Genomic DNA, 19,842 nt, shown 5'->3' on the forward strand with positions numbered 1-19,842 from the left:
AAGAAAAATTTAGACGCTTTAATTTATGATTTGGGAGATATTGAGGCTGGAGTTTTTGGATAAAATGAAGCAGAGATTTGTTTGATTATGTATCCTTGGTAATGGCATTACCAAGATATTTTTAAAGAGTTGGTAATGCAAATACTAACATAACTGGACAGTTATGGTAAAAGGAAAACCTCATCCTTCAGGTTTGGACTTCCTGCGTATAGCGATGAAAAGCATATGCTCATCTTTCCTTCTCCAGAAAATCATCCATAACGGCAAATTCCCAATTCTTGATTCCTTTATGATGTCTCCTCTGAGTTTGATGAGTTGTCTTATAAACCCATAAATCTTTGATGTTTTTCTACCCGAGGTCTGCATGCTCATAAAGGCCCTAATGCTTTTCCACCCTTCTCTGTAAAATATGAGCTGCACTGTGTCAGATTCTAAAAGTTGCTTCATGACCTTTTTCATTGGGGATTTAATTTTAAGATTAATCGGTTTCTTGAGCCCTGCTTTTTGGAAAGCCCCACAAAAAGGACAGGTGAATTCGTAGTAGCTTTCTCCGATCAGTAAATCTCTTCCAACTTTTAAATCCTCCTTGGCTAGCGGCATTCCGCAAGAGGCACACGTTAAATCAGATTCTCTGCTTTCGGGCTCTTCAAGAGATACTTTATATAGCCTGGAATCCTTTGACAGCAGGAACATTTCTCTCCCTATAGTATGAAGATCTGGGAAAAGATTTTTTAGAATGTTGTGTATCGCAATAGCTTCGTGGTTGTTTAAATTCAAGCTGATAACATTTTTCCAGCCACTTGATGTGCCTTCATAAAGCGTTAGGGTCACTCTCTTCCCAATTTTCTCCAGTGTCTCTACAATCCAGCTTCGTTTAACTGAAATAACGTCATATCTGTCGGTTATTTTACCATTTTCAACCTTTATTTCGATATCTATGAAGCTATGACAAAAGGGGCATGATGTATACGCGTGAATTCTATCAGCATTAACAGTATCGCCAATTCGATAGTGCTCCAGCATATTTTCTAGGGATTTTGTTTGGAAATTTTTCAGTTTGTGTCCGCATACGGGGCATTTAACGTGTATATGAACGTAGTCGAACATTCCCATCAAACAACACCCTTTAATTCTTTTAGCCGATGAAGTTAAAAATTTACTTTTTTCTTTTGAAAGCCTCGCTCTTTAGGGCGGGGATGCAGTAATTCTAAAGCAAGCTCTTGGGCAAGAAAGCAAAAAATATTTAAATCCCAAATGCATACCATACACTAGAGGGTTCGAAATGAAGAGTGGAACACCAAAGTTTAGTTCAACAAGACATGCAAAACACTTCATAGCCTACCATTTCGTGTGGATTCCAAAATACCGCAGGGATATTCTTGTTGGAAAAGTTGCTGAAAGGTTAAAAGAAATGCTCAAGGGGTACGCCAAAGAAATTGGCTGTGAGGTAATTTCTCTCGAGGTAACTCCCGACCACGTGCATGTTTTCCTCAGGGCGAAGCCCAATTTATCGCCAGCACAAATCGTAAACCACTTGAAGGGGAAGAGTGCGAGAAAACTTTTAATGGAATTTCCCGAATTGAGGGCGAAAACCACTCATGGTAGGCTTTGGTCTCGCTCCTATTTTGTAGCAACAGTTGGATGCATAACTGATGAGGTTGTCAAACATTATATTGAAACCCAATGGGAGCGTGAGTTAAAACGAAAAGGACTGTAACAATCAAACTCCAGCCTTCAAAGGAAGTTGAAAAAATCCTCTTCGAGTTAGCAGACACTGGAGCCAAAGTCTGGAATGAGGTAAATTATTTGAGGAGGCAGCAATTCTTCAACCACGAGAGAGTAGACTTCAACAAGACTGAAAAAACCGTTTACGAGAAATACAAGGGGAGAATCGGCTCGGCAACAGTCCAGCAGATTTGTAGGAAGAATGCTGAAAGCTGGAAGTCATTCTTCACACTTATCAAGAAGAAAAAACAAGGGGAATTACCAAAGTGGTTGAAGCCAAAACCACCAAACTACCAAAAAGAAAACGGCAAGAGAAAACCGTTAATAGTTTTGAGGAATGACCAGTACAAGATTGAGGATAACAAGTTAATCCTCAAGGGGCTTGGAAAATTTGGGAAGTTGGAAGTTCAATTCAAGGGGAGGATTCATTGGAAGGGCAAGCAGGGGAGATTAGAAATCGTTTACGATAATGTAAAGAGGAAATTCTACGCTCACATTACCTTTCACGTTCAAGAAAAGTTGTCCAGAAATGGTTGGGTTAAAGTTCCAAGACAACCAAAAGGAAACCTCACGGCAGGAATTGACTTGGGCGTGAATAATTTGATTGCAGTTTATGTCGAGAATGGTGAAGGCTTCTTGGTTAATGGAAGACCATTAAAATCTATAGCCTTCTACTGGCAGAAGAAGATTTCAGAATACCAGTCCAAACTCAACAAGAGTGGATTCAAGACTTCAAGAAAATTGAGGAGAATGCATGAGAAGGCAAAACTCCGGGCAAGGCATTACATTAACACTGCAGTTAGGCAGACAGTTGAAAGACTCTACTACTTGGGAGTCTCAAAAATCGTGGTTGGTTACCCAAAGAAGATTGCGAGGAACTCCAATAAAGGTAAAAAGCAGAATTTTATCCTCTCTCAAGTCTGGCGGTTTAACTATGTTATTAAACGCTTGACTGAAGTTGCCGAAGAGTATGGTATTCGAGTCTTGCTTGTTGACGAGGCTTTCACTTCTCAAACGTGCCCCCTCTGCGGGAAGCCCCACAACGGAGCAAGGTTTGTTAGGGGATTATACAAGTGTCCCGCGGAGGGGCTTGTAATGAATGCTGACTTGGTTGGTGCTTTCAACATTTTGAAGAAGGTTGTGAGAACGATAACCCCGAGCCTGCCGGGTTTAACGGCAGGTAGGGGTAACGGGGGGAAGACCCTCCTCGAGGGGGTTGAAAAGCCCGTTTAAAGCGGGCTTTGGTGAAGCCCCTCAAACCTCCCTGCCCGTGGCGAGGGGTTAACTCGTTGGAACCCTCGCCCTTTAGGGCGGGGAAGAGGTCAGCTCGTCATACTACAGTCTGACAAAATATAAAACCTTTTTTGACTAAATGAGCAGTTGTTTAGCTGACTTATTAGTTTCTAAGGGATAAGCCTAAGAATTTAAACTAATCTGATAATTTTTGGATATGGGCATTGATTTTAGCAGATAAGTTTTGCTAGGGATGAGAATTGTTTTTGCGAGAACGATTATTCAACATAGTAGCATAAAGAGAAAAATGCTTAAATATCTCATTCTTTACTTCTTATCTTGGTGGTAATATGAAGGTTTTGATTATGGCAGGTGGTTATGCTACTCGCCTATGGCCTATCACAAAAGATAACCCAAAAGCTTTACTTCCCGTTGGGGATAAAGTGATTCTTGACTATATCATTGAAAAAACGAAAGAGCTTGATTTGAATGTTTACGTTTCAACAAATAGATTTTTTGCAAAGTACTTTGAGGAGTGGGGTAAAAATAAAGATATTGAGCTTTTAATTGAAGACACCCTTCATGAGGAGGAGAAACTCGGTACCATTGGGGCTTTAAATGAGGCTCTTGAAAAGCTTGGCTTGGATGATTACCTAGTCATCGCTGGAGACAATTTGTTCTCTTTCAGCTTGAGGGATTTTTTGGATAGATACGATGGAAAGACACTCATAGCTGTTTATGATATCGGCGATTTTGAGCTCGCAAAGAGGTACGGAGTTGTCCTCCTTGAAGGCAATAAAGTTATTGATTTTGAGGAAAAGCCTGCAAGGCCAAAGTCAACATGGATAAGCACTGGAGTCTATGTTTTCCCAAAGGAAGTTATGGAGATGGTTCCTCAATACCTGGAGGAGGGTAATAGAGACTCACCGGGATATTTTATTCAGTGGCTTCTCAAGAAAGGAATTGAAATCCATGCGTATAAATTTGATGACTACTGGTATGATATTGGAAGTGCTGACAGCTATCTTGAGGCTTTAAAAACTCTCTTAAAGGAGAGCCAGATTGAGGAGATTCAGATCAGCCCTTATGCAAAGATCATTCCTCCAGTTGTGATAAAGAAGGGCGCAAAAATTCTTGGAAGGTCAATCATTGGGCCTTACGCTTACATTGGTGAGAACTGCATGATAGAGAACTCTGATATTAGTGATTCGATAATCTTTAAGGACACAATAATAAGGAATTCGACGATTTGGCGTTCGATTATTGATGAGAAGTGTGAGATAAGGAATTTAGAGCTTAAGAAGAGCTTAGTTGGAGGACATGCAAAGATACAGAGAGGAGATTGAAGTATCAAAAAGCGGAAGTGCGGACACACTGGAAACAAGTTACTCTTTGAAAATCTCAAAGAACAGCTCTTTTTTAATTCTGAAACCTACTTGAGTTAGCTCTTTAAAAAGGTCTTCAGGCTCAAATTTGGCTAAGTTTAATTCTTTTAAAATCTTCAGAATGCCCAATGTTCCGATTACCTTAACTCCTTCGCTTCTCGCAACTTTTCGAGCTTTTAAATCATCCAAAGCAACCCAACACTTATTCCTCTTTGCCAAGATTATTGCTTCGGTTTCTCCTTTATGTAAGCCTACAATCCCCTCTGCATTTACTTGAAGAACTCTAATTTTTCCCATGTTAACCAATTCGGCAATCTTCTTTGAAGATTCGTCATTTTTTGCTCTAATTTCATCATAAACTGCCTTTGGGATTATAACTTCATCAAAAATATCAAAAATTTTGTCGAGATATCTTAGCTTTTCTAGAAAGATTAATGGAGAGGTATTAAAGACTATCCTCAATTTTTAGCTCCTCCAAGAGCCTTTTTACTGCCTCTTTTTCTAAATTGGCTTCTTCTTCATCCAAGAATGAATAGTCAATTTCGAGAAGGTCTAAAAGAAATGCGAGCTTTTCTGTGTCGAGTTTGAGAAGCTCAGCAGCTTTTTCAAACGTTATTTGATGAGAGACCAATAACCCTAACACTTTGAAAAACCTCTCTTTTTCCTCATAAGTTTTGAATAGAGGAAAACCCCAAACAACCTTCTCTATCTCCTGCATAGTGCTCACTGAAGTTTAGTTGGATTAAGGAAAATAAAAACATTTCTCTAGTTAAACTAAACCTCAATACACTAACGCTTTAAGACATCTAGGAATTCTTTAGCTTTTCCTTCCAACCTCTTGGCTTACAACTTGAAAGCCTTGCCCGTTAGGGCGAGACTTTCAAAAGAAAAAAGTCAGATGGAGCTTAAGAAAAGCCTCTTGGTGGACATGCGAAGATACAAAGAGGAGATTAAGAATAGTGAGGGATGCCATATAGAAGTTGGTCTATAGCGGAGTTCCACCTTGAGACAAAGCTTACATCCATTAATACAACCCTCACAACTCTGGGCAAGTTGTGGGATTTATATTTCAGATACAAACTTTGGGGGTCAAAGTGAAGCTTTTGCTTCAGTCCTCTTCCTATACAGTACCCCTCACTATATACTCACACTTAACTTATATAAACCTTTCTATTTTATAGTTTTTTATCTAAAGCAAATTCCAATTTGAAATTAATAAAAGATTAAACCCAAAAATTTTAGTTTTATCAAGAAAAATGAGTATTAATAAACGCTAATGGACACTTGGAATTTGGGAGGTTAAAGTACTCCGTTCAACAACTTTAGGATTGTCAGAGCACTGATTATTTGGAAAACGATCTTCAGCTTTTGACTTCCTATTTTTACAGCTGTCTTTGCGCCGAGCCAAGAGCCTACCACAACTGGAATCAGAATTGGAACTGCTAGGGAATAGTCAACATTCTTGTAAAGGCCATAAACAATTGTTGCAGTTAAGTTGTTGGCGAAGATGATTATCTTTGCAGTTCCGTTTGTCTTCAACATATCTAATCGGAAAAAATAAGTTATTAGTGCTATAGCAACCAGCGAAGAGGCTATTCCCAAAATCCCAACATAAATTCCAAAGAGGAATCCAGATATTACTGCTAAGGTTGTTTTTGTGTTTTGACTTTTTTAAATTTTCTCGTTGAATCTGATTTAACCGTTATTATTGTTCCCGCGAAGAGGAGAAGCGTAACGAAGAGAGTTGCAGATTTCTCTGGGAGGGATATTAAAAGTTTGCTCCCAATTATAGATCCGAGAATTGAGGGGATCGCTAAATAAAAGGCGAGCTTTAAATCAGCGCTCTTCTACTTTATGTACGTTAATGAAGAGATAAAAGTTAGGCCTGCTATCACCAATTTTAAAGTTCCTACAGCAGTTCTCGTTGGGACATTTAGGAAAGTTAGAATTGAGAAGATAATCAAGCTTCCCCCACTCATCATAGAGCCTAGGAATCCTCCTCCAAAACTTAATGCTGTTATGATGATCAGCTTGTATTCCATGTGGGTAATTTGGAGTGTTGATATATAATTCCTTTTGTTATTGAGAGAAGGGGCTTCGCCCCTTAGACCCCGCTTTATTTTTCTATCTCGGCGCTTACGCGCCGCAATATATGTTTTATCCGGACATCATTTCTTTCTCTTGTTTATGCTTGCTAAAACCAAAATATTTAAATATTCGAGTCATGTTTATTATAATCATGATTCGAAAATTTGTAAACCGGAAGAGGGAGCTTGAAGTCTTAGAGAGAGCATGGAGGGAAGGCTTTCGACTTTTTGTGGTCTACGGGAGAAGAAGGGTGGGAAAAACTGCCCTTTTGAGGAAATTCTTGGAGAATAAAAGGGGCATATATTTTCTCTGCTCCCAGAGGGGATATGGGAAAGACATCGAGAGATTTTCTCACGAGATAAGTTCTTTTATTGGTGCTCCGGTAAGATTCGGAAGCTTTAGGGATGCATTTAGGTTCCTAAAGGGACAGGGGAGGCTTTTGGTGATTCTTGATGAGTTTCCTTACTTGATAGAGGCAGACAAGGGTGTTACATCTGAGTTTCAGGAGGTGGTGGATATAGTGCTTGAGGGTTCAGAGATCACCATTATCCTCTGCGGTTCGAGCGTTGGAATGATGGAGCGTGAGGTTCTCAGCTACAAGAGCCCTCTCTATGGGCGAGCAAGTGGGGTTCTGAAGGTCAAACCATTCCGCTTCTTCGATATGGTCGAATGGTTTGGAAAGGACTTTGAGAGGCTTTTAAGACTCTATGGGGTCACGTGGGGGATTCCCAAGTACATGGAATTCTTCAAAACGGGGAGCGATGATGAGATTATCAACAACTTCTTTGACCCGAGTGCATTTCTTTTCAACGAGGCGAGGCTTCTCCTCATGGAGGAACTGAGGAACCCAACCAGATATATGCAGATTATCGAGGCCATAGCCATGGGAAAAACCCGGCTTAACGAGATCGCTCAGTACGTTGGGATGGAGGCCAAAGATCTATCTGCATATCTTAGGGTGCTCTCGAATCTTGGAATTGTAAGGCGGGAAGTTCCAATAACAGAGAGGAAAGCCAAGAGAGGGATTTATGTTATAGAAGATGAATACTTCCGTTTTTACCACCGCTTCGTCAGTCCGCATTATGAGGAGATAGACTCCCTCAACCCTGAGCCAGCAATTCAGGATTTCCTGGGGAACTTTAACACCTACCTTGGAAAGACCTTCGAAAAAGCAGCCAAAGAGTTTTTAATAGAACTTAATAAGTATGGGAGGTTGCCGTTTAAATTTACAAAGATCGGAAAGTGGTGGCATAAAAATGAGGAAATTGATCTCGTTGCACTGGACAAAAGGGAAAATAAGGCTCTGCTGGTGGAGGTAAAGTGGAAGGAGTTGAGCGAGAAAGAAGCGAGGGGAGTTTTAAAAGATTTAGAGCGTAAAAGTGGGCTTGTTGGGTTAGAAAACTGGCAGAAGTATTACGGGTTGATAGCTAAGGGCATTAAAGGTAAGGAAGCTCTTAAAAGTGAGGGCTGGCTCCTGTGGGATTTAGAAGATTTCAAGAATTTGAATTTTAAGAGGGGAAAACTCCGAACGGGTCCGTTTTGAACATGATGAGATCTCCAGAGATTTGTTGTCTTTTGAATCTCTGCAAAGAGTAATACGCTTCCTTGAATTTACATTTTTCTTTTGAAAGCCTCGCCCTTCGGGGAAGAGGTCAGATGTTTCAAGATTTAATTAGGATAACATTTTTAGGAGTGAGTTGCTTATTTAAAACAGTAATTGGTATTACCGCGATAATCTCTAGGTGGTACTTTATGGAAAAACTCGATAAGATATTTGGGCCAAAGTTTGCATTGTCTTTGATAATTTTAATTGCTGCAGTTTTTAGGCTTGTTCCTTTGAGATATAAGTATCTGTTTGGTTATGATCCTTATTTTCATTTAGCTTACATTGAGGAAAGCTTGAAAGCTGGATATTGGTTGAAGTTTATTACTTTTGCAAACGGTCCATGGGGTACTAAAATTTCTCACCCCCTTGGCTTGTATTTGGCTCCGTATTATGTTTATAAAGTTCTCTCAGTATTTGGTGTTTCCCTTTACGACGCTTTTAGGGTCACACCAGTAATTTTTGGAGTTTTGACGATAGTTTTCTTTTATCTGGCTATGTTTAATCTCTACGGAAAAAGGGAAGCATTCTTCTCAGCACTTTTTCTTTCCGTAATGTTCGGACATGTTTTCAGGTCAATGGCAAATTATTACAGAGGGGATAACTACATGCTCTTCTGGTATTCAGTTGCTCTGTTTGGAGTTTCTTTAGCTCTGAAAAAGACTAGAAGAGCTTGGAGATACAAGAGATTTGTTTTTTATTTGATTCCAGCGTTTGCAAGCGGTTTAGCTGCAATATTCTGGCAGGCGTATTATCCAATATTTGCTTTTTTATTAACAAATGCATTCTTCATTACACTCTGGGCTTTTTTCTCTGGAAGACAAAAATACTTCGCTGATTCTATATTTTTGGCAATTTCTACTGCTGTAGGAGTGTTAATTGCTGTAAAGCTTGGCGAGTTGTATGGGTATGGGATGCTGTGGGACAACTGGACATCTAGGAAGATTGCTAAGGATTTGGGATTAACTTTGGACAATATAAAGGATATTTATCTCTGGAGTCATCTCAGGGTCTTGGTTCCATTAGTGCTAGCGTTTATCCTAGTTTTGTTTGTTTTTAGTAGGATTAAAAGCCTTAAGTTTAGATTATTACTCCTTAGCATATCTATTTTGGTTAGTGTGACTGTATTTTTCAAGTTTCCAAATAGATATATCTTGTTGTTGAAGGAAATCCTAACAGGTTTTGGAATATTCACAAACGCACCAATTCTGGAAACTCAAAAAAGTTCATTTAAAGATTTATTTGCAGCGTATAGCATTGTAATGTTTTTGGCTCCCTTCTATTTGTTAAGATTTAGAAAGCCAACTATTGCAGACTTTTTAAATCTTGGTTTAATATTTCCAAGCTTGATCATGATCTACTACTGGACGCGCTTCCTATTTATTGGATCGATTACTGTTGCGTTAATGGGGGGAGTTGGGTTAATTACACTGTATGATACTTTAACAACAAGATTTGAGCCTAGCAGAAGAAAAATGGTTGCATTGGGTGTTGTTTTCTTAGTTTTAATTCCTATTGTTGCAGGAGTTTTTGGATTTGAGCGAGCGTACAGAGAGAGACCGTTTATGAATAAACACTGGGAAAATGCCCTAATTTATCTTAAGAAAAACTCTAATGAAAATGACGTTGTCTTGGCCTGGTGGGATTACGGCCATTGGATAAGCTACTATGCAAGAAGAGCCCCATTAGCTCAAGGTACCTCAAATGCATGGGTAGCTGAATACTTTCTTGGACGAATTAACAACAATCAACTAATGGCTAGAGGAGTTGATTACATTATTGTGTCCTATGATACTGCACTAAAATTTGGGGCAATTCTAGATACAGCAAAAAGTGAAAAGAAAGGACATTTTCTGATGATCTTGCCTTTAACTTCAAAGATTGGTGCTCTAGTATTTGAGCGGGGAGAATATAAGATCCTTGCAAAGCCTGGAGATAAGTGGGACATTTTAATCCGTAGTGGAAATGCAGTTTTCTCGCCAAAAGAGGCATTTTTGGAGTACAGGGGAAACATAACAAAGCTGGGATTAAAAGAGGGAAAAGTAGCAGATGCATACGTTTACTTAAACCTAAATTACGACTATGCTGTTTTAATGACTGGAAAGAGCTTTAATACAATTCTAGCTAAACTTATGTTCACAAATGAGTATCCTGAGAATTATAAACTGGTCTATTCTGATGGGGGGTATATTAAAATCTTCAAGTTTACACATCCAAACGTTGAGATAAAAAAAGAGAAATCTACTATTCGTTTTGAAGTGACAGATGAGGATAAAGAGTACACCCTTTGTATCTCAGGATTTTATGAAAATGGTACAAGAATCTTTGAGAAATGTGTCCCTATAAGCAAAAATAATGCCGTTCTTCTTGAACTTAAGATTCCTGAGGTTAGGATTATTAGATACACTCTTCGTGAGAAGAAGAGGGCTTTAGATGCTGGAGTTTTTAGAGTTAGTTAAATTAATCAGTGATAACCTTTTTAATTGTGTAAAGTATTACAATAGAGGGGTGTACCTTCATGAAGGCGTTAATACTTTCGGGTGGTCATGGGACAAGACTTAGGCCTTTAACTTATTCCCAGCAGAAGCAACTTATTCCAGTTGCAAACAAACCGGTTTTGTTTTACGCTATTGAGGATGTTATTGAAGCTGGAATCCACGATATTGGGATTATTGTTGGGCCGAACAAAGAACAGGTCATTGAAGCTGTTAGAAGTGTTGAGTGGAATGCTAACATTGAGTTTATTTACCAAGGAGATCCTCTTGGACTAGCTCATGCAATAAAAGTTGCAAGGGATTACCTCGGTGATGATGATTTTGTCATGTATCTTGGCGATAACATACTTAGAGAAGGCATTGTAAGGCATTTGGAGCACTTCAAAAAAGGAAACTTCGATGCAAGCATTTTATTGTGTGAAGTTCCAAATCCCCAGCAGTTCGGAGTTGCTGAGCTGAGCGAAGATGGAAAGACAATAAAACGCTTGATTGAAAAGCCAAAAGTTCCTCCAAGCAACTTAGCTTTAGTCGGAATTTACTTCTTCAGGCCAGTTATTCATGATGCAGTTGAGAACATAAAGCCCTCTTGGTGTGGAGAGTTCGAGATCACAAATGCTATTCAGTGGCTAATTGATCATGGGTATGAAATTGGCAGGATAAAGGTTATTATTGAGAAATTTAAAAAAGCAGAGAAGTTCATTGGCTTTGCAAGAGTACTTCCTTTAACAGATAAGATTGCAAATCTAACGCTAGAGATCTGTATTTCCTTCAAAAGCTATTGGTTAAACTAAAAAGAAGTATCGCAGTTTGCCAAACTCGATGGATATGGAGAGGAGTTCCATGGATGATGAAGTTGAAGTTAATCAGGCACTTCAGAAGATTGCAAAAGGAACAGGAATGGTATTTGTGGGAAGTGTTATTTCAATGTTCTTCGGATTTTTAAGTAGGGCCGTGATTGCGAGGTATTTCACTACTTCAGAATATGGTGTTTTTAACCTTGCTTTAACTGTGCTTAACATAGGTTTGGTTTTTGCAACTCTCGGCTTCCCGAGTGCTCTTCCTAGAGAAGTTGCCTTTTACAAGGAGAAACAACCTTCTCAGCTTTGTGAGTTAATCTCAACTGCATTACTCATAACTACCTTAAATAGTACATTTTGGGTAATAATCTTAATACTTGAAGCTGAAAATATCGCCCAAATCTTTAATGAGGAAAAGTTGATCCTCGCTTTAAGGGTAATGATTTTAGCGTTGCCTTTTGCGTCGTTAACTGGATTAATAGTTTCAATCTCACGTGGATTTGGAAGAGTTAGAGAGAACATTTACTTTAAAAGCGTATTTTTCTCAAGCTTGTTTTTTATTTTCATCTTATTTGGTACACTTTTAAAGCTCTCTGTCACTTTCATTTTTTCAGCATATGTTTTAGCTCAAGCTTTTACTTTTTTAGCCTTAGCTTTTGATGTTTGGAAAATTAAGCTTTTTGAGTTTAGGATTTCTCTTAATTTAAAAATCGGAAAGGAGATTGTTGCTTTTTCTCTGCCATTGATGCTTACTGGAGTCTTGGGCTATATTATGAACTGGACAGATACTTTAATGCTTGGTTATTACAAGAGTTCTGAGGTGGTGGGAATTTATAATGCTGCTACTCCTTTAGCTAGACTCCTTCCAATGTTTTTGAGTTCTGTTGCGTTTATTTATATGCCAATTGCTTCTTCTCTCTATGCACAAGGTAAAGTTAAAGAGTTAAAGAGGGTATATCAAATTTTAACTAAGTGGGTATTTTTGCTTACTTTGCCTTTCTTCACCATCATATTTATATTTCCAGAAACAAGTATAAATTTTACATTTGGAAATAAGTATGCGGGGGCTTCACAAGTCCTCCAAATCTTAGCGTTAGGCTTTATGTTTCACACATTTTTAGGATTAAATGGGTTAAGTTTGATTGTCATTGGAGCGCCGAGGTTGAATTTAATTGGGGATCTTTTTGCTGCCATTTTTAATGTATTTTTTAATGTTCTACTAATTCCTAATTATGGGATAATTGGTGCTTCTATTGCTACCGCGATTTCTTATTTTGTTGCTAATGTTTTTAGAAGTTTTTGGCTTTACAAGAAGACAGGAATTCACCCTTTTAGTTGGAATTATGTAAAGCTTTTGCTGATTAGCTTTGTGGTTTTGGGATGTTTAAAAGCGTTAAATTTGAGAGTAAATAATGTTTGGTATATTGTTTTGATTTTAGTGTTGTTTTTAGGAGTCTACTTTTTGTTGGTTCTTCTTAGCAAGAGTATTGATAAGGAAGATATTGAGTTACTGGTGATAGTAAAAGAAAAATTAAAGAAGACATTACTAAGAGAATCCGATAATCATTAGGCTTAAATTTTAGCAATACTTCAGGAAGTAGTACATGAGGTTTTAAGCTTAAAATCTTCTGCAAGAGCAGAAAGGCTTCAGCTACTGGTAAATGGTTAAGAATTATTCAAAATGAGTCACGTGGCGGATTATTAGATAATCCAGAAAAGGTAAAAGTAGTCTGCAAACTAAAAATTTTTGGCATGGTAGATAGTAGTAAAAAAGAAATTAATGTTGATGGAATTATGAGCTATGATATAAATTAGCCAGAAGCAACAATACATTATTTGAGTTACAATTGATAGTAGGACAAAGAAATTTAGCTAACCTAAAACAATGAGCTAGTGAAGTACAGAAAAGTACTTCAGAAGTAGAACTAGAAGAGAGTCCACAGATAGGTTTTATTTCTGTTTGGCTTTGTTCACATGTGCTCTCATAAAGCTTTATTTTCACTTTGATTCTCGATTTTAGTAAAATTTATAAATTACTCGTGATGTACATAAATATATGTTTATTCAGACACTCATACAGAAATTTAAATCAATACGTGATATCCTTGACAGGGTTTATATTGAGTATAGAGAAAGAAAGAGTGTTCAACGATACACTCCCAGATCATCTGGGGTAAACATAAAAACACAAGTATCGAGATTAAATGTTCAAAATATCATCGACATGGATAACATTGAAAAGCATAATATAGTTTTGATAACTCTTGATTGTCTCAGATACTCTAACCTCTCATTTGCAGGATATTTCCGCGAAACAACACCTTTTATTGACTCTGCTCCAAATAAGTTTCGTGCATTCGCTGCAGCTCCGTGGACATATCCCTCTGTTGCCTCTATAATGACGGGACTTTATCCTCATAATCACAATGCATATCTTCACGGAAAGATAAAAGATGTAGGTAATTTAAATCAGTTTCGTGCTATTTCGAGAAATGTACTAACACTCCCTGAAATTCTTTTGTGGGCAGGATATGACGTGGGCATGGTTACTTCTATTGCAGTTGCTGCATATTCGTTAAGGAATAGAATTACATCTAAGGTGTATCCTGGAACTGCCCCTGCAGAGAAGGTATTTAATTATGCCGAAAAATGGATTAAAAATAGCCAAAACCCATTTTTTATTTACATTCACTTAGGGGATTTACATGGTCCATTGTATCCACCACGTAAATTTAGGGATTATTTTGGAAAGGTTAAAATATTGCCCAAAATTCGCACATGGGCATATACTAAACCTGAAGAACAACAGGGAAAGAATTTTGAGGAGTATAAGTATAACAGGATTCTTCTATATGACAATACCTTACGATATCTTGATTACGCCATAGAAAAGTTCTATAAACGTCTAAAAGCAATTGGAAAAGCAGAAAACACCGTTTTTATCTTGACTTCTGACCATGGAGAGGAGTTTTGGGAACATGCAAAAATCGAGTCCAAGTACTTTTATGACAACAGAGGAATATATGGAGTTGGTCATGGACATAACGTTTTTAACGAGGTAATTGAAGTTCCTATAGTAATATGGGGAGAACCTATTGAAAAGATTAGTGGAGTGACTAATTCAATATCCTCTGTCGATATAATGCCAACAATTTTGGATATTCTTAATATACATTATTTCGCTAAATTGGATGGTATTAGCTTGTTCCAAAAACGTGACAAAAAGCGACCTATATTATCCGAAGCTACAGGTGCAGGTTATGAAAAAAAAGCACTGATAATTGGTAAATACAAACTATTATACAGTCCATATGATAATGTTGAATGGGTATTTGATCTAGAATCAGATCCTTATGAACACAACCCAATATTGGATGAGGAACTTGTTAAAATATTTAAAGAGATGCTAAGGAAAATATACCAAAAAGATGAAGCAGAGAAAATTTCGCAAATTATTAAAAGCCGGAAGTTATTCATTAAATAAAAATAAATTAGCTAGAAGTTTGTCTCTAAAAATTGTATTAGCTTTTTTTCTTCTAAATTTTTGTTGTTTATAAGTTTAACAAGCTTAGAAATTTTTTCAGGAGGAGCATCCCACCATTTACTATTGAGCAGAGCCTCAATAACATCTTGTGAAAACCTGTATTTTAATATTCTTGCAGGAACTCCAACGACAATAGCATAGGGGGGAACATCGTGAGTAACAACTGCACCCGCTCCAATAACAGCCCCTGTTCCAATTTTCACCCCCCTAAGAATTACGACATTTGCCCCAATCCATACGTCATGACCAATTTCACAGGAAGATGAGTATTCATCGTGAGATACTAAAGAGTCATGAGAAAGTAAATCCCAATTATTTGAATAAATAAAGGGGTGGGTGCTTAAAGATGTTATTAAATGTTCAGGTGGTCCTATCGTAACATTCCAAGAAATTGAAACAAACTTACCAATAACTGCTTTTCTGATATCAGAATTACGGCCAACGTAGGAATACTTCCCAATCTCGACATTCCATATTCTGCTATAATCTCCGATCACAACATTCCTGTGGAGAGTAGAATCATTAACAGAAGCAAATTTCCCGATATAAACGTTATCGTATAAAGTAGAGTTTGTGACTGTAGAAAACATCTCTAACCTAACTCGACGCCCCAACTTAGAGTTTTTTATAATCGCTCCTGCACCGATATATGATCTGGAAGTTATATACTTATAAATTGAATTGAAGAATGAAGAAATAAGTCTGTAATAATATTCAAGTTGGTTTCTCATCTTATTCACCCCATTACATCTTATTTCTCCCTAATTTTTGTTTCTGTTACAATGCAGTTTTAAATCTTTTTAGTAAACTAAGTTCTCTTTGAGTTAATAACTTTTTGATAGATTTTATCGATTTTTTTGGCTACAATGTTGTGTCCAAATTTGCATAATACATGTCTTGACAATCTGTTGGGAGGGTATCTCCTATAGTTGTCTAGCATATATAATATGGCATTTTTTAGAGATTGTGTATCTCTAGGAGGCACTAATATTCCAAGTATATTATTTATGTTTTCTTTTAAAGCAGGTATACGGGTCCCTATCACAGGAGTGCCACAAGAAAGACTCTCAAAAAATGTCATGCCAAAGGTTTCATATTCAGATGGTTGAATGTATATATGAGCTCTTCTCATATATCTTGCCACTTCTTTTTGTGGTTTTAGTCCTAAAAATTTTATAAATTCCTCAATACCAAGAGATTTTATTACTCTTTCACATTCCTCTTTGTATGGTCCATGTCCAATTATTTCAAGGAGAATATCTTTTCTTACCTGAAGAATATCCCTAATGGCATAGATAAGATATATTATCCCTTTTTGTGGAACTACTCTACCTACAAAGAGCAATCTTTTCTGTCTAGTTCTTTTTCTGGAGAATTTTTTTGAATAAAATATTCTGGAGTTAATTGGATTTGGGACTACCTGGAAGTTGTTGTGCATTCCATAATCCATTATTGCCTTTTTTAAATAATGAGTGGGGGTTATGATCACAGTTGCATTACTAAACACGACACGAGCCTCTATGATGTCTATCCAGGAGAGCTCTTTTTTTGGGAATCCACTCCAATGTTCAGTTACTACTAGAGGGATGTCATATATTTTGCTTAATATTACTGCGTAAATTCCAGCATAAAAGCCATGGGCATGAATTATATCAGGTTTCCATCCTTCTTTCAGTAATTTGCGAAATCCCCACATTGTGCCCAATAATTTTGGAACATGTGCTAGATGTATGATCAAATTATTTATGAGGGATAATGTTCTTTTACTGTATTTATTTTTAGTTTGGGTATTATTTTTAATAGTGCTACAACATTTGTTATGCTTTTGGAAATTTGAGATATTTAGCTTTCTTTTTTTAAAAATTCTTGGAATTACACCACTCACTTCTACTTTTATAGTCTCTATGCCATCTTCAACTTCTTTGGTTTCTTTAAATGTATACACAACACTAATAACATCTAGTAGTGGGTGATTAAAGTATGCATAAAGAATTTTTACTGAATGATTTTTTGAAATTGCCCTTGCAAACTCTTTTATAAAAATGCCTGCTATTGGATTTTTCTCTGAGGGATAATTTGCAGGAATTACCAATATTTTTAGTTTTGTCATTGGAGTCCCTCCATATTATGAATGCTCAATTCTTCATTGCAGTATACCAAATTAATTTCTTTGCTTTCGTATATTTTTACAAAATCTATTAATGTAAATCTCTGAGTTTCGTTCCATAACTCTAAGTACATGCTCTTATCTACCTGGGATACCCATATGTAGCTACGGGATGGAGTTTTCTTATTGAACAGATTTTCAAAGTGATCCCCTACGTAAGTAACTTTAGGCAATTCAGCTGACGCACCAAGTATTGATGCAAATATTCCATTTATTGTTGTAGTTGAGATTCCAAATATGCCATTTCTTTCTCCTTTTTCAAGAACCCACTTTGTTCCGATAACCTCCATTGGTGTAAGTTCTCCATTTGGGGCTTCGATAAATGGGGATGGAAGAGAGTTAGATATGTGTAGGATTATTATAACGCTAATTATGCCCGTAAAGATCCATTTATATGTATTAGCTTTTTGTTTACTCTGCGAATGAATATTTTCATAAAAAATATAACCAAATACTAGTTCAAGTGAGAGAATTGCATATCTTATTCCTCTGAACATATCAGCTCCCGTGGGCAAAACGAAAGTAAGTAACATGGTCCACACAAAAGAAATTATAAAAATAATCAGTAGTTGCGAAAATGGGTAATATGCTAGCAAGTTATATTCCTTTTTTATTAGTCTCTTCATTAATAATAATAAAACTATAATTCCCATTGTTATATATCCCCCCATCCATTTCAAAACAAATATAATAATCTTACTTGGTGAAAATCTTCTGAGCTTGGTTGCTTCAGTTGCTGGAATATAGTTCTCTGGGTTGTTCAACCACGATAAGAACATTTCAATGCTTTTCCTCCATAGAATAGTATTAGATAACCAAATGATAAAGGATATTACAGAGAATATTACGAAAAAAGTGAGAAGACTTATGATAGCGGGATTTCTAATCTTTTTCGATGTTGAAATTTTTAATATATTTAAGCTTAGTACTATTCCCAAAAAATACGTCCAAAACAGAGAAAATAAAGGATGTAAAATTGGTAAAAATAAAACAAATAACAGAAAAAGTATAATAGTAGGTCTAGATAAGGTAGGAGATAAATTTAATTTTAGTAATAAGTACAGCAACAGAGGAAATAAATTTATAGCAAATGTGTGGGGAGCTAACGATAATGGTTCTGTAAATATTGAGGGTATAAAAAGAATCGAAAGTACAGTGTATCTTCTCACCTGTTCACTAAATATTGTTTTTACAAGCACATAGCTTGAGAGAACATATATTACATAAAACACTAAATTAAAACATTTGCTTATCATCAAAACGGGAATATTTGACGCATATGTAATTGTGGAAACTATTATGTGAGTTGCAGGATAATAGTTTAAGTATGTAAATCTATTTTCTCTAAGTATGTCCACTATATGGCCTAATTGATAGAGTCCGTCTGCTCTACTAAGAAAAAAATACCCTTTCCAAATTGGAATGGAGATAAAATATAAATAAGCTATCATCAAGAGTATAAAAAGGAATTTAAAATGCCTACTCTGTCCGAAGGCAATTCCAGACATGGATAGCAGGTATATAAGAATAATCCACAAGAATATAATCTTTGCATCTGAATATGGAGAAAGCTCATATCCAGAGGTTGGTTGATACAATAATATACTTAAATCTAATCCCATCAGTACAAAAACATTTGCAAACAAGTAAAGCCCTTTTATTTTTCTCAATGAAATCATGCATTTTCCCCCATCAAGTTTTCTAGCATTTTTTTCCATAATGAAATTCCTTTCTTTAATGAGTATTTACTTTTTACTAGTACATATGCATTCTTACTAATTCTATCGAGTTCATCAGGTGGAAGATTCAAGACATCTATTAACTTATTGGCAATGTCTCTTGGGGAGCCACTCCTAACAATAAATCCAGTACTTCCATCTTTTATTATTTCTGGAAGACCACCCACAGGAGTTGTTATAACTATTGTACCTTTGCTCATAGCTTCAAGAACCGTTAAAGGTAGCCCCTCGGTATGTGAGGGATGTATCAAAACTTTTAAGTTCTGAAGAACTTCAGGGACTTTTTCATAAGGTATCCAATCCATAATTTTAACATATTGCTCTAAGCTATGTGTATCAACATAGTTAACTAGATAATCTCTTTGAGAACCGGAACCATAAATTATGAATTGGATATCTCTTATCTTCTTTATTGTATGAAGAGCAGACTTAATAATGGAGATCACGTTTTTCTCTGGTTCAATTCGCCCTATGTATCCAACAATATTTTCTCGCAAAGAAGGTTTCTTGTATTTTTTAAAAAAACTTTCATTAAGGTACACAAGAGTTCCCAATGGAAATATCTTGCTAATATATTTGTCAAGACCTAGGAATCTAGTACTTTCATAGTTTTCTACAAGTATTAAATCAGAAAGCCAAAAACATAAGGATTCTAATATATAGACTATTTTAGATATTATCCTTGAGTTAGGATTTCTTGCTTTAAACACTTTATATGCAGTCCCGCCTGCAAAAGAAATCACCTTCTTTTTGGCTAACCTTGCTTGCATCACGAAAGTAACTATTTTCGGGAATCCAGTAATAAAAATTACAACATCTGATTGTTTACAAACTTTTGCTAAAGTAAATATAGCCTTTATGTATGAGAAGAATCTTTTCGGACTTGATATATCATAAATAATGATATTAGGTGGGATATCATTTAATTTTGGCATACCCTCAATTATTAGATATACTTGTGATACCAAACTGGAGAGTATTTTGAGTCTTTGATATAATCTATGAGAGACTATATCGAATGGTCCTCCATACATAACTATGCAGACACTTTTTGGCATCATATATA

14 protein-coding genes and 3 pseudogenes are annotated in these 19,842 nt (G+C 36.5%); 9 read left to right on the forward strand and 8 right to left on the reverse strand.

Annotation, left to right across the window (positions count from 1 at the left end):
- Nucleotides 1-180: 180 nt before the first annotated feature.
- Complete coding sequence (locus tag TES1_RS10555; protein ID WP_042682570.1) at nt 181-1,113, reverse strand: hypothetical protein; 933 nt, start codon at nt 1,111-1,113, stop codon at nt 181-183.
- A gap of 169 nt (nt 1,114-1,282) precedes the next feature.
- Here TES1_RS10555 and tnpA point away from each other — a divergent pair, with 169 nt between their 5' ends.
- The 3 genes and pseudogenes from tnpA to TES1_RS10570 all read left to right on the forward strand — a co-directional run bounded on the left by tnpA (nt 1,283) and on the right by TES1_RS10570 (nt 4,304).
- Nucleotides 1,283-1,717, forward strand: coding sequence for an IS200/IS605 family transposase (tnpA, locus tag TES1_RS10560; protein WP_042682571.1), 435 nt, complete (start codon nt 1,283-1,285; stop codon nt 1,715-1,717).
- A gap of 35 nt (nt 1,718-1,752) precedes the next feature.
- Nucleotides 1,753-3,010, forward strand: a pseudogene (locus TES1_RS10565) (RNA-guided endonuclease InsQ/TnpB family protein).
- 298 nt (nt 3,011-3,308) lie between these two features.
- Nucleotides 3,309-4,304 (forward strand): sugar phosphate nucleotidyltransferase, encoded by a 996-nt coding sequence (locus TES1_RS10570; RefSeq protein WP_042682574.1) that lies wholly within the window; start codon nt 3,309-3,311, stop codon nt 4,302-4,304.
- Between the two features lie 39 nt (nt 4,305-4,343).
- Here TES1_RS10570 and TES1_RS10575 read toward each other — a convergent pair whose 3' ends face one another.
- From TES1_RS10575 to TES1_RS10585, 3 genes and pseudogenes are all read right to left on the reverse strand, one after another.
- The gene (locus TES1_RS10575; RefSeq protein WP_042682575.1) at nt 4,344-4,805 is read right to left on the reverse strand and encodes a DUF3368 domain-containing protein; all 462 of its coding nucleotides are present in this window, start codon (nt 4,803-4,805) and stop codon (nt 4,344-4,346) included.
- The gene (locus TES1_RS10580; protein WP_042682576.1) at nt 4,789-5,061 is read right to left on the reverse strand and encodes a hypothetical protein; all 273 of its coding nucleotides are present in this window, start codon (nt 5,059-5,061) and stop codon (nt 4,789-4,791) included. The genes TES1_RS10575 and TES1_RS10580 overlap by 17 nt, the downstream gene beginning before the upstream one ends.
- A 581-nt stretch (nt 5,062-5,642) precedes the next feature.
- Nucleotides 5,643-5,987: pseudogene (locus TES1_RS10585) on the reverse strand (sulfite exporter TauE/SafE family protein); the annotation flags it as partial.
- 210 nt (nt 5,988-6,197) lie between these two features.
- On the opposite strand from TES1_RS10585, the gene TES1_RS11005 reads away from it, so the two are divergent.
- The 6 genes and pseudogenes from TES1_RS11005 (at nt 6,198) to TES1_RS10615 (ending at nt 14,810) form a co-directional block, all read left to right on the forward strand.
- Nucleotides 6,198-6,413: a hypothetical protein gene (locus TES1_RS11005; RefSeq protein WP_042682578.1), complete on the forward strand. Its 216-nt coding sequence runs from the start codon at nt 6,198-6,200 to the stop codon at nt 6,411-6,413.
- A 154-nt stretch (nt 6,414-6,567) separates the two neighbouring features.
- On the forward strand, nt 6,568-7,974 hold the full coding sequence (locus TES1_RS10595; protein WP_227738489.1) for an ATP-binding protein: 1,407 nt from the start codon (nt 6,568-6,570) through the stop codon (nt 7,972-7,974).
- 209 nt (nt 7,975-8,183) lie between these two features.
- Nucleotides 8,184-10,493 (forward strand): STT3 domain-containing protein, encoded by a 2,310-nt coding sequence (locus TES1_RS10600; protein ID WP_042682581.1) that lies wholly within the window; start codon nt 8,184-8,186, stop codon nt 10,491-10,493.
- A 59-nt stretch (nt 10,494-10,552) separates the two neighbouring features.
- Nucleotides 10,553-11,194, forward strand: a pseudogene (locus TES1_RS10605) (glucose-1-phosphate thymidylyltransferase); the annotation flags it as partial.
- A 175-nt stretch (nt 11,195-11,369) separates the two neighbouring features.
- Nucleotides 11,370-12,896 carry a flippase gene (locus TES1_RS10610; RefSeq protein WP_051408230.1) on the forward strand — a complete coding sequence of 509 codons (1,527 nt, stop codon included), beginning with the start codon at nt 11,370-11,372 and terminating at the stop codon, nt 12,894-12,896.
- Nucleotides 12,897-13,382: 486 nt separating this feature from the next.
- A complete protein-coding gene (locus TES1_RS10615; protein ID WP_042682583.1) occupies nt 13,383-14,810 on the forward strand; it encodes a sulfatase in 1,428 nt (475 codons plus the stop codon).
- Between the two features lie 11 nt (nt 14,811-14,821).
- Here TES1_RS10615 and TES1_RS11240 read toward each other — a convergent pair whose 3' ends face one another.
- The 4 genes from TES1_RS11240 to TES1_RS10640 all read right to left on the reverse strand — a co-directional run bounded on the left by TES1_RS11240 (nt 14,822) and on the right by TES1_RS10640 (nt 19,837).
- Entirely contained in the window at nt 14,822-15,601 is a 780-nt protein-coding gene (locus TES1_RS11240; RefSeq protein WP_051408231.1) for a xenobiotic acyltransferase family protein, read from the reverse strand.
- Nucleotides 15,602-15,678: 77 nt separating this feature from the next.
- A complete protein-coding gene (locus tag TES1_RS10625) occupies nt 15,679-16,980 on the reverse strand; it encodes a glycosyltransferase (protein WP_042682585.1) in 1,302 nt (433 codons plus the stop codon).
- Nucleotides 16,977-18,755, reverse strand: coding sequence for a DUF6541 family protein (locus tag TES1_RS10945; RefSeq protein ID WP_144080618.1), 1,779 nt, complete (start codon nt 18,753-18,755; stop codon nt 16,977-16,979). The genes TES1_RS10625 and TES1_RS10945 overlap by 4 nt, the downstream gene beginning before the upstream one ends.
- Nucleotides 18,713-19,837 carry a glycosyltransferase family 4 protein gene (locus tag TES1_RS10640; protein WP_042682590.1) on the reverse strand — a complete coding sequence of 375 codons (1,125 nt, stop codon included), beginning with the start codon at nt 19,835-19,837 and terminating at the stop codon, nt 18,713-18,715. Before TES1_RS10640 ends, TES1_RS10945 begins: the two co-directional genes overlap by 43 nt.
- Nucleotides 19,838-19,842 lie beyond the last annotated feature (5 nt).

The organism is Thermococcus paralvinellae (assembly GCF_000517445.1).
Lineage (GTDB): Archaea > Methanobacteriota_B > Thermococci > Thermococcales > Thermococcaceae > Thermococcus_B > Thermococcus_B paralvinellae.

Excerpts from the sequence above, each read along its gene's own strand:
- TES1_RS10555 (WP_042682570.1), bottom strand. The coding sequence starts at position 1,113 with ATGGGAATGTTCGACTACGTTCATATACACGTTAAATGCCCCGTATGC.
- tnpA (WP_042682571.1), top strand. The coding sequence starts at position 1,283 with ATGAAGAGTGGAACACCAAAGTTTAGTTCAACAAGACATGCAAAACAC.
- TES1_RS10570 (WP_042682574.1), top strand. The coding sequence starts at position 3,309 with ATGAAGGTTTTGATTATGGCAGGTGGTTATGCTACTCGCCTATGGCCT.
- TES1_RS10580 (WP_042682576.1), bottom strand. The coding sequence starts at position 5,061 with ATGCAGGAGATAGAGAAGGTTGTTTGGGGTTTTCCTCTATTCAAAACT.
- TES1_RS11005 (WP_042682578.1), top strand. The coding sequence starts at position 6,198 with ATGTACGTTAATGAAGAGATAAAAGTTAGGCCTGCTATCACCAATTTT.
- TES1_RS10595 (WP_227738489.1), top strand. The coding sequence starts at position 6,568 with ATGTTTATTATAATCATGATTCGAAAATTTGTAAACCGGAAGAGGGAG.
- TES1_RS10600 (WP_042682581.1), top strand. The coding sequence starts at position 8,184 with ATGGAAAAACTCGATAAGATATTTGGGCCAAAGTTTGCATTGTCTTTG.
- TES1_RS10610 (WP_051408230.1), top strand. The coding sequence starts at position 11,370 with ATGGATGATGAAGTTGAAGTTAATCAGGCACTTCAGAAGATTGCAAAA.
- TES1_RS10615 (WP_042682583.1), top strand. The coding sequence starts at position 13,383 with ATGTTTATTCAGACACTCATACAGAAATTTAAATCAATACGTGATATC.
- TES1_RS11240 (WP_051408231.1), bottom strand. The coding sequence starts at position 15,601 with ATGAGAAACCAACTTGAATATTATTACAGACTTATTTCTTCATTCTTC.
- TES1_RS10625 (WP_042682585.1), bottom strand. The coding sequence starts at position 16,980 with ATGACAAAACTAAAAATATTGGTAATTCCTGCAAATTATCCCTCAGAG.
- TES1_RS10945 (WP_144080618.1), bottom strand. The coding sequence starts at position 18,755 with ATGGAAAAAAATGCTAGAAAACTTGATGGGGGAAAATGCATGATTTCA.
- TES1_RS10640 (WP_042682590.1), bottom strand. The coding sequence starts at position 19,837 with ATGATGCCAAAAAGTGTCTGCATAGTTATGTATGGAGGACCATTCGAT.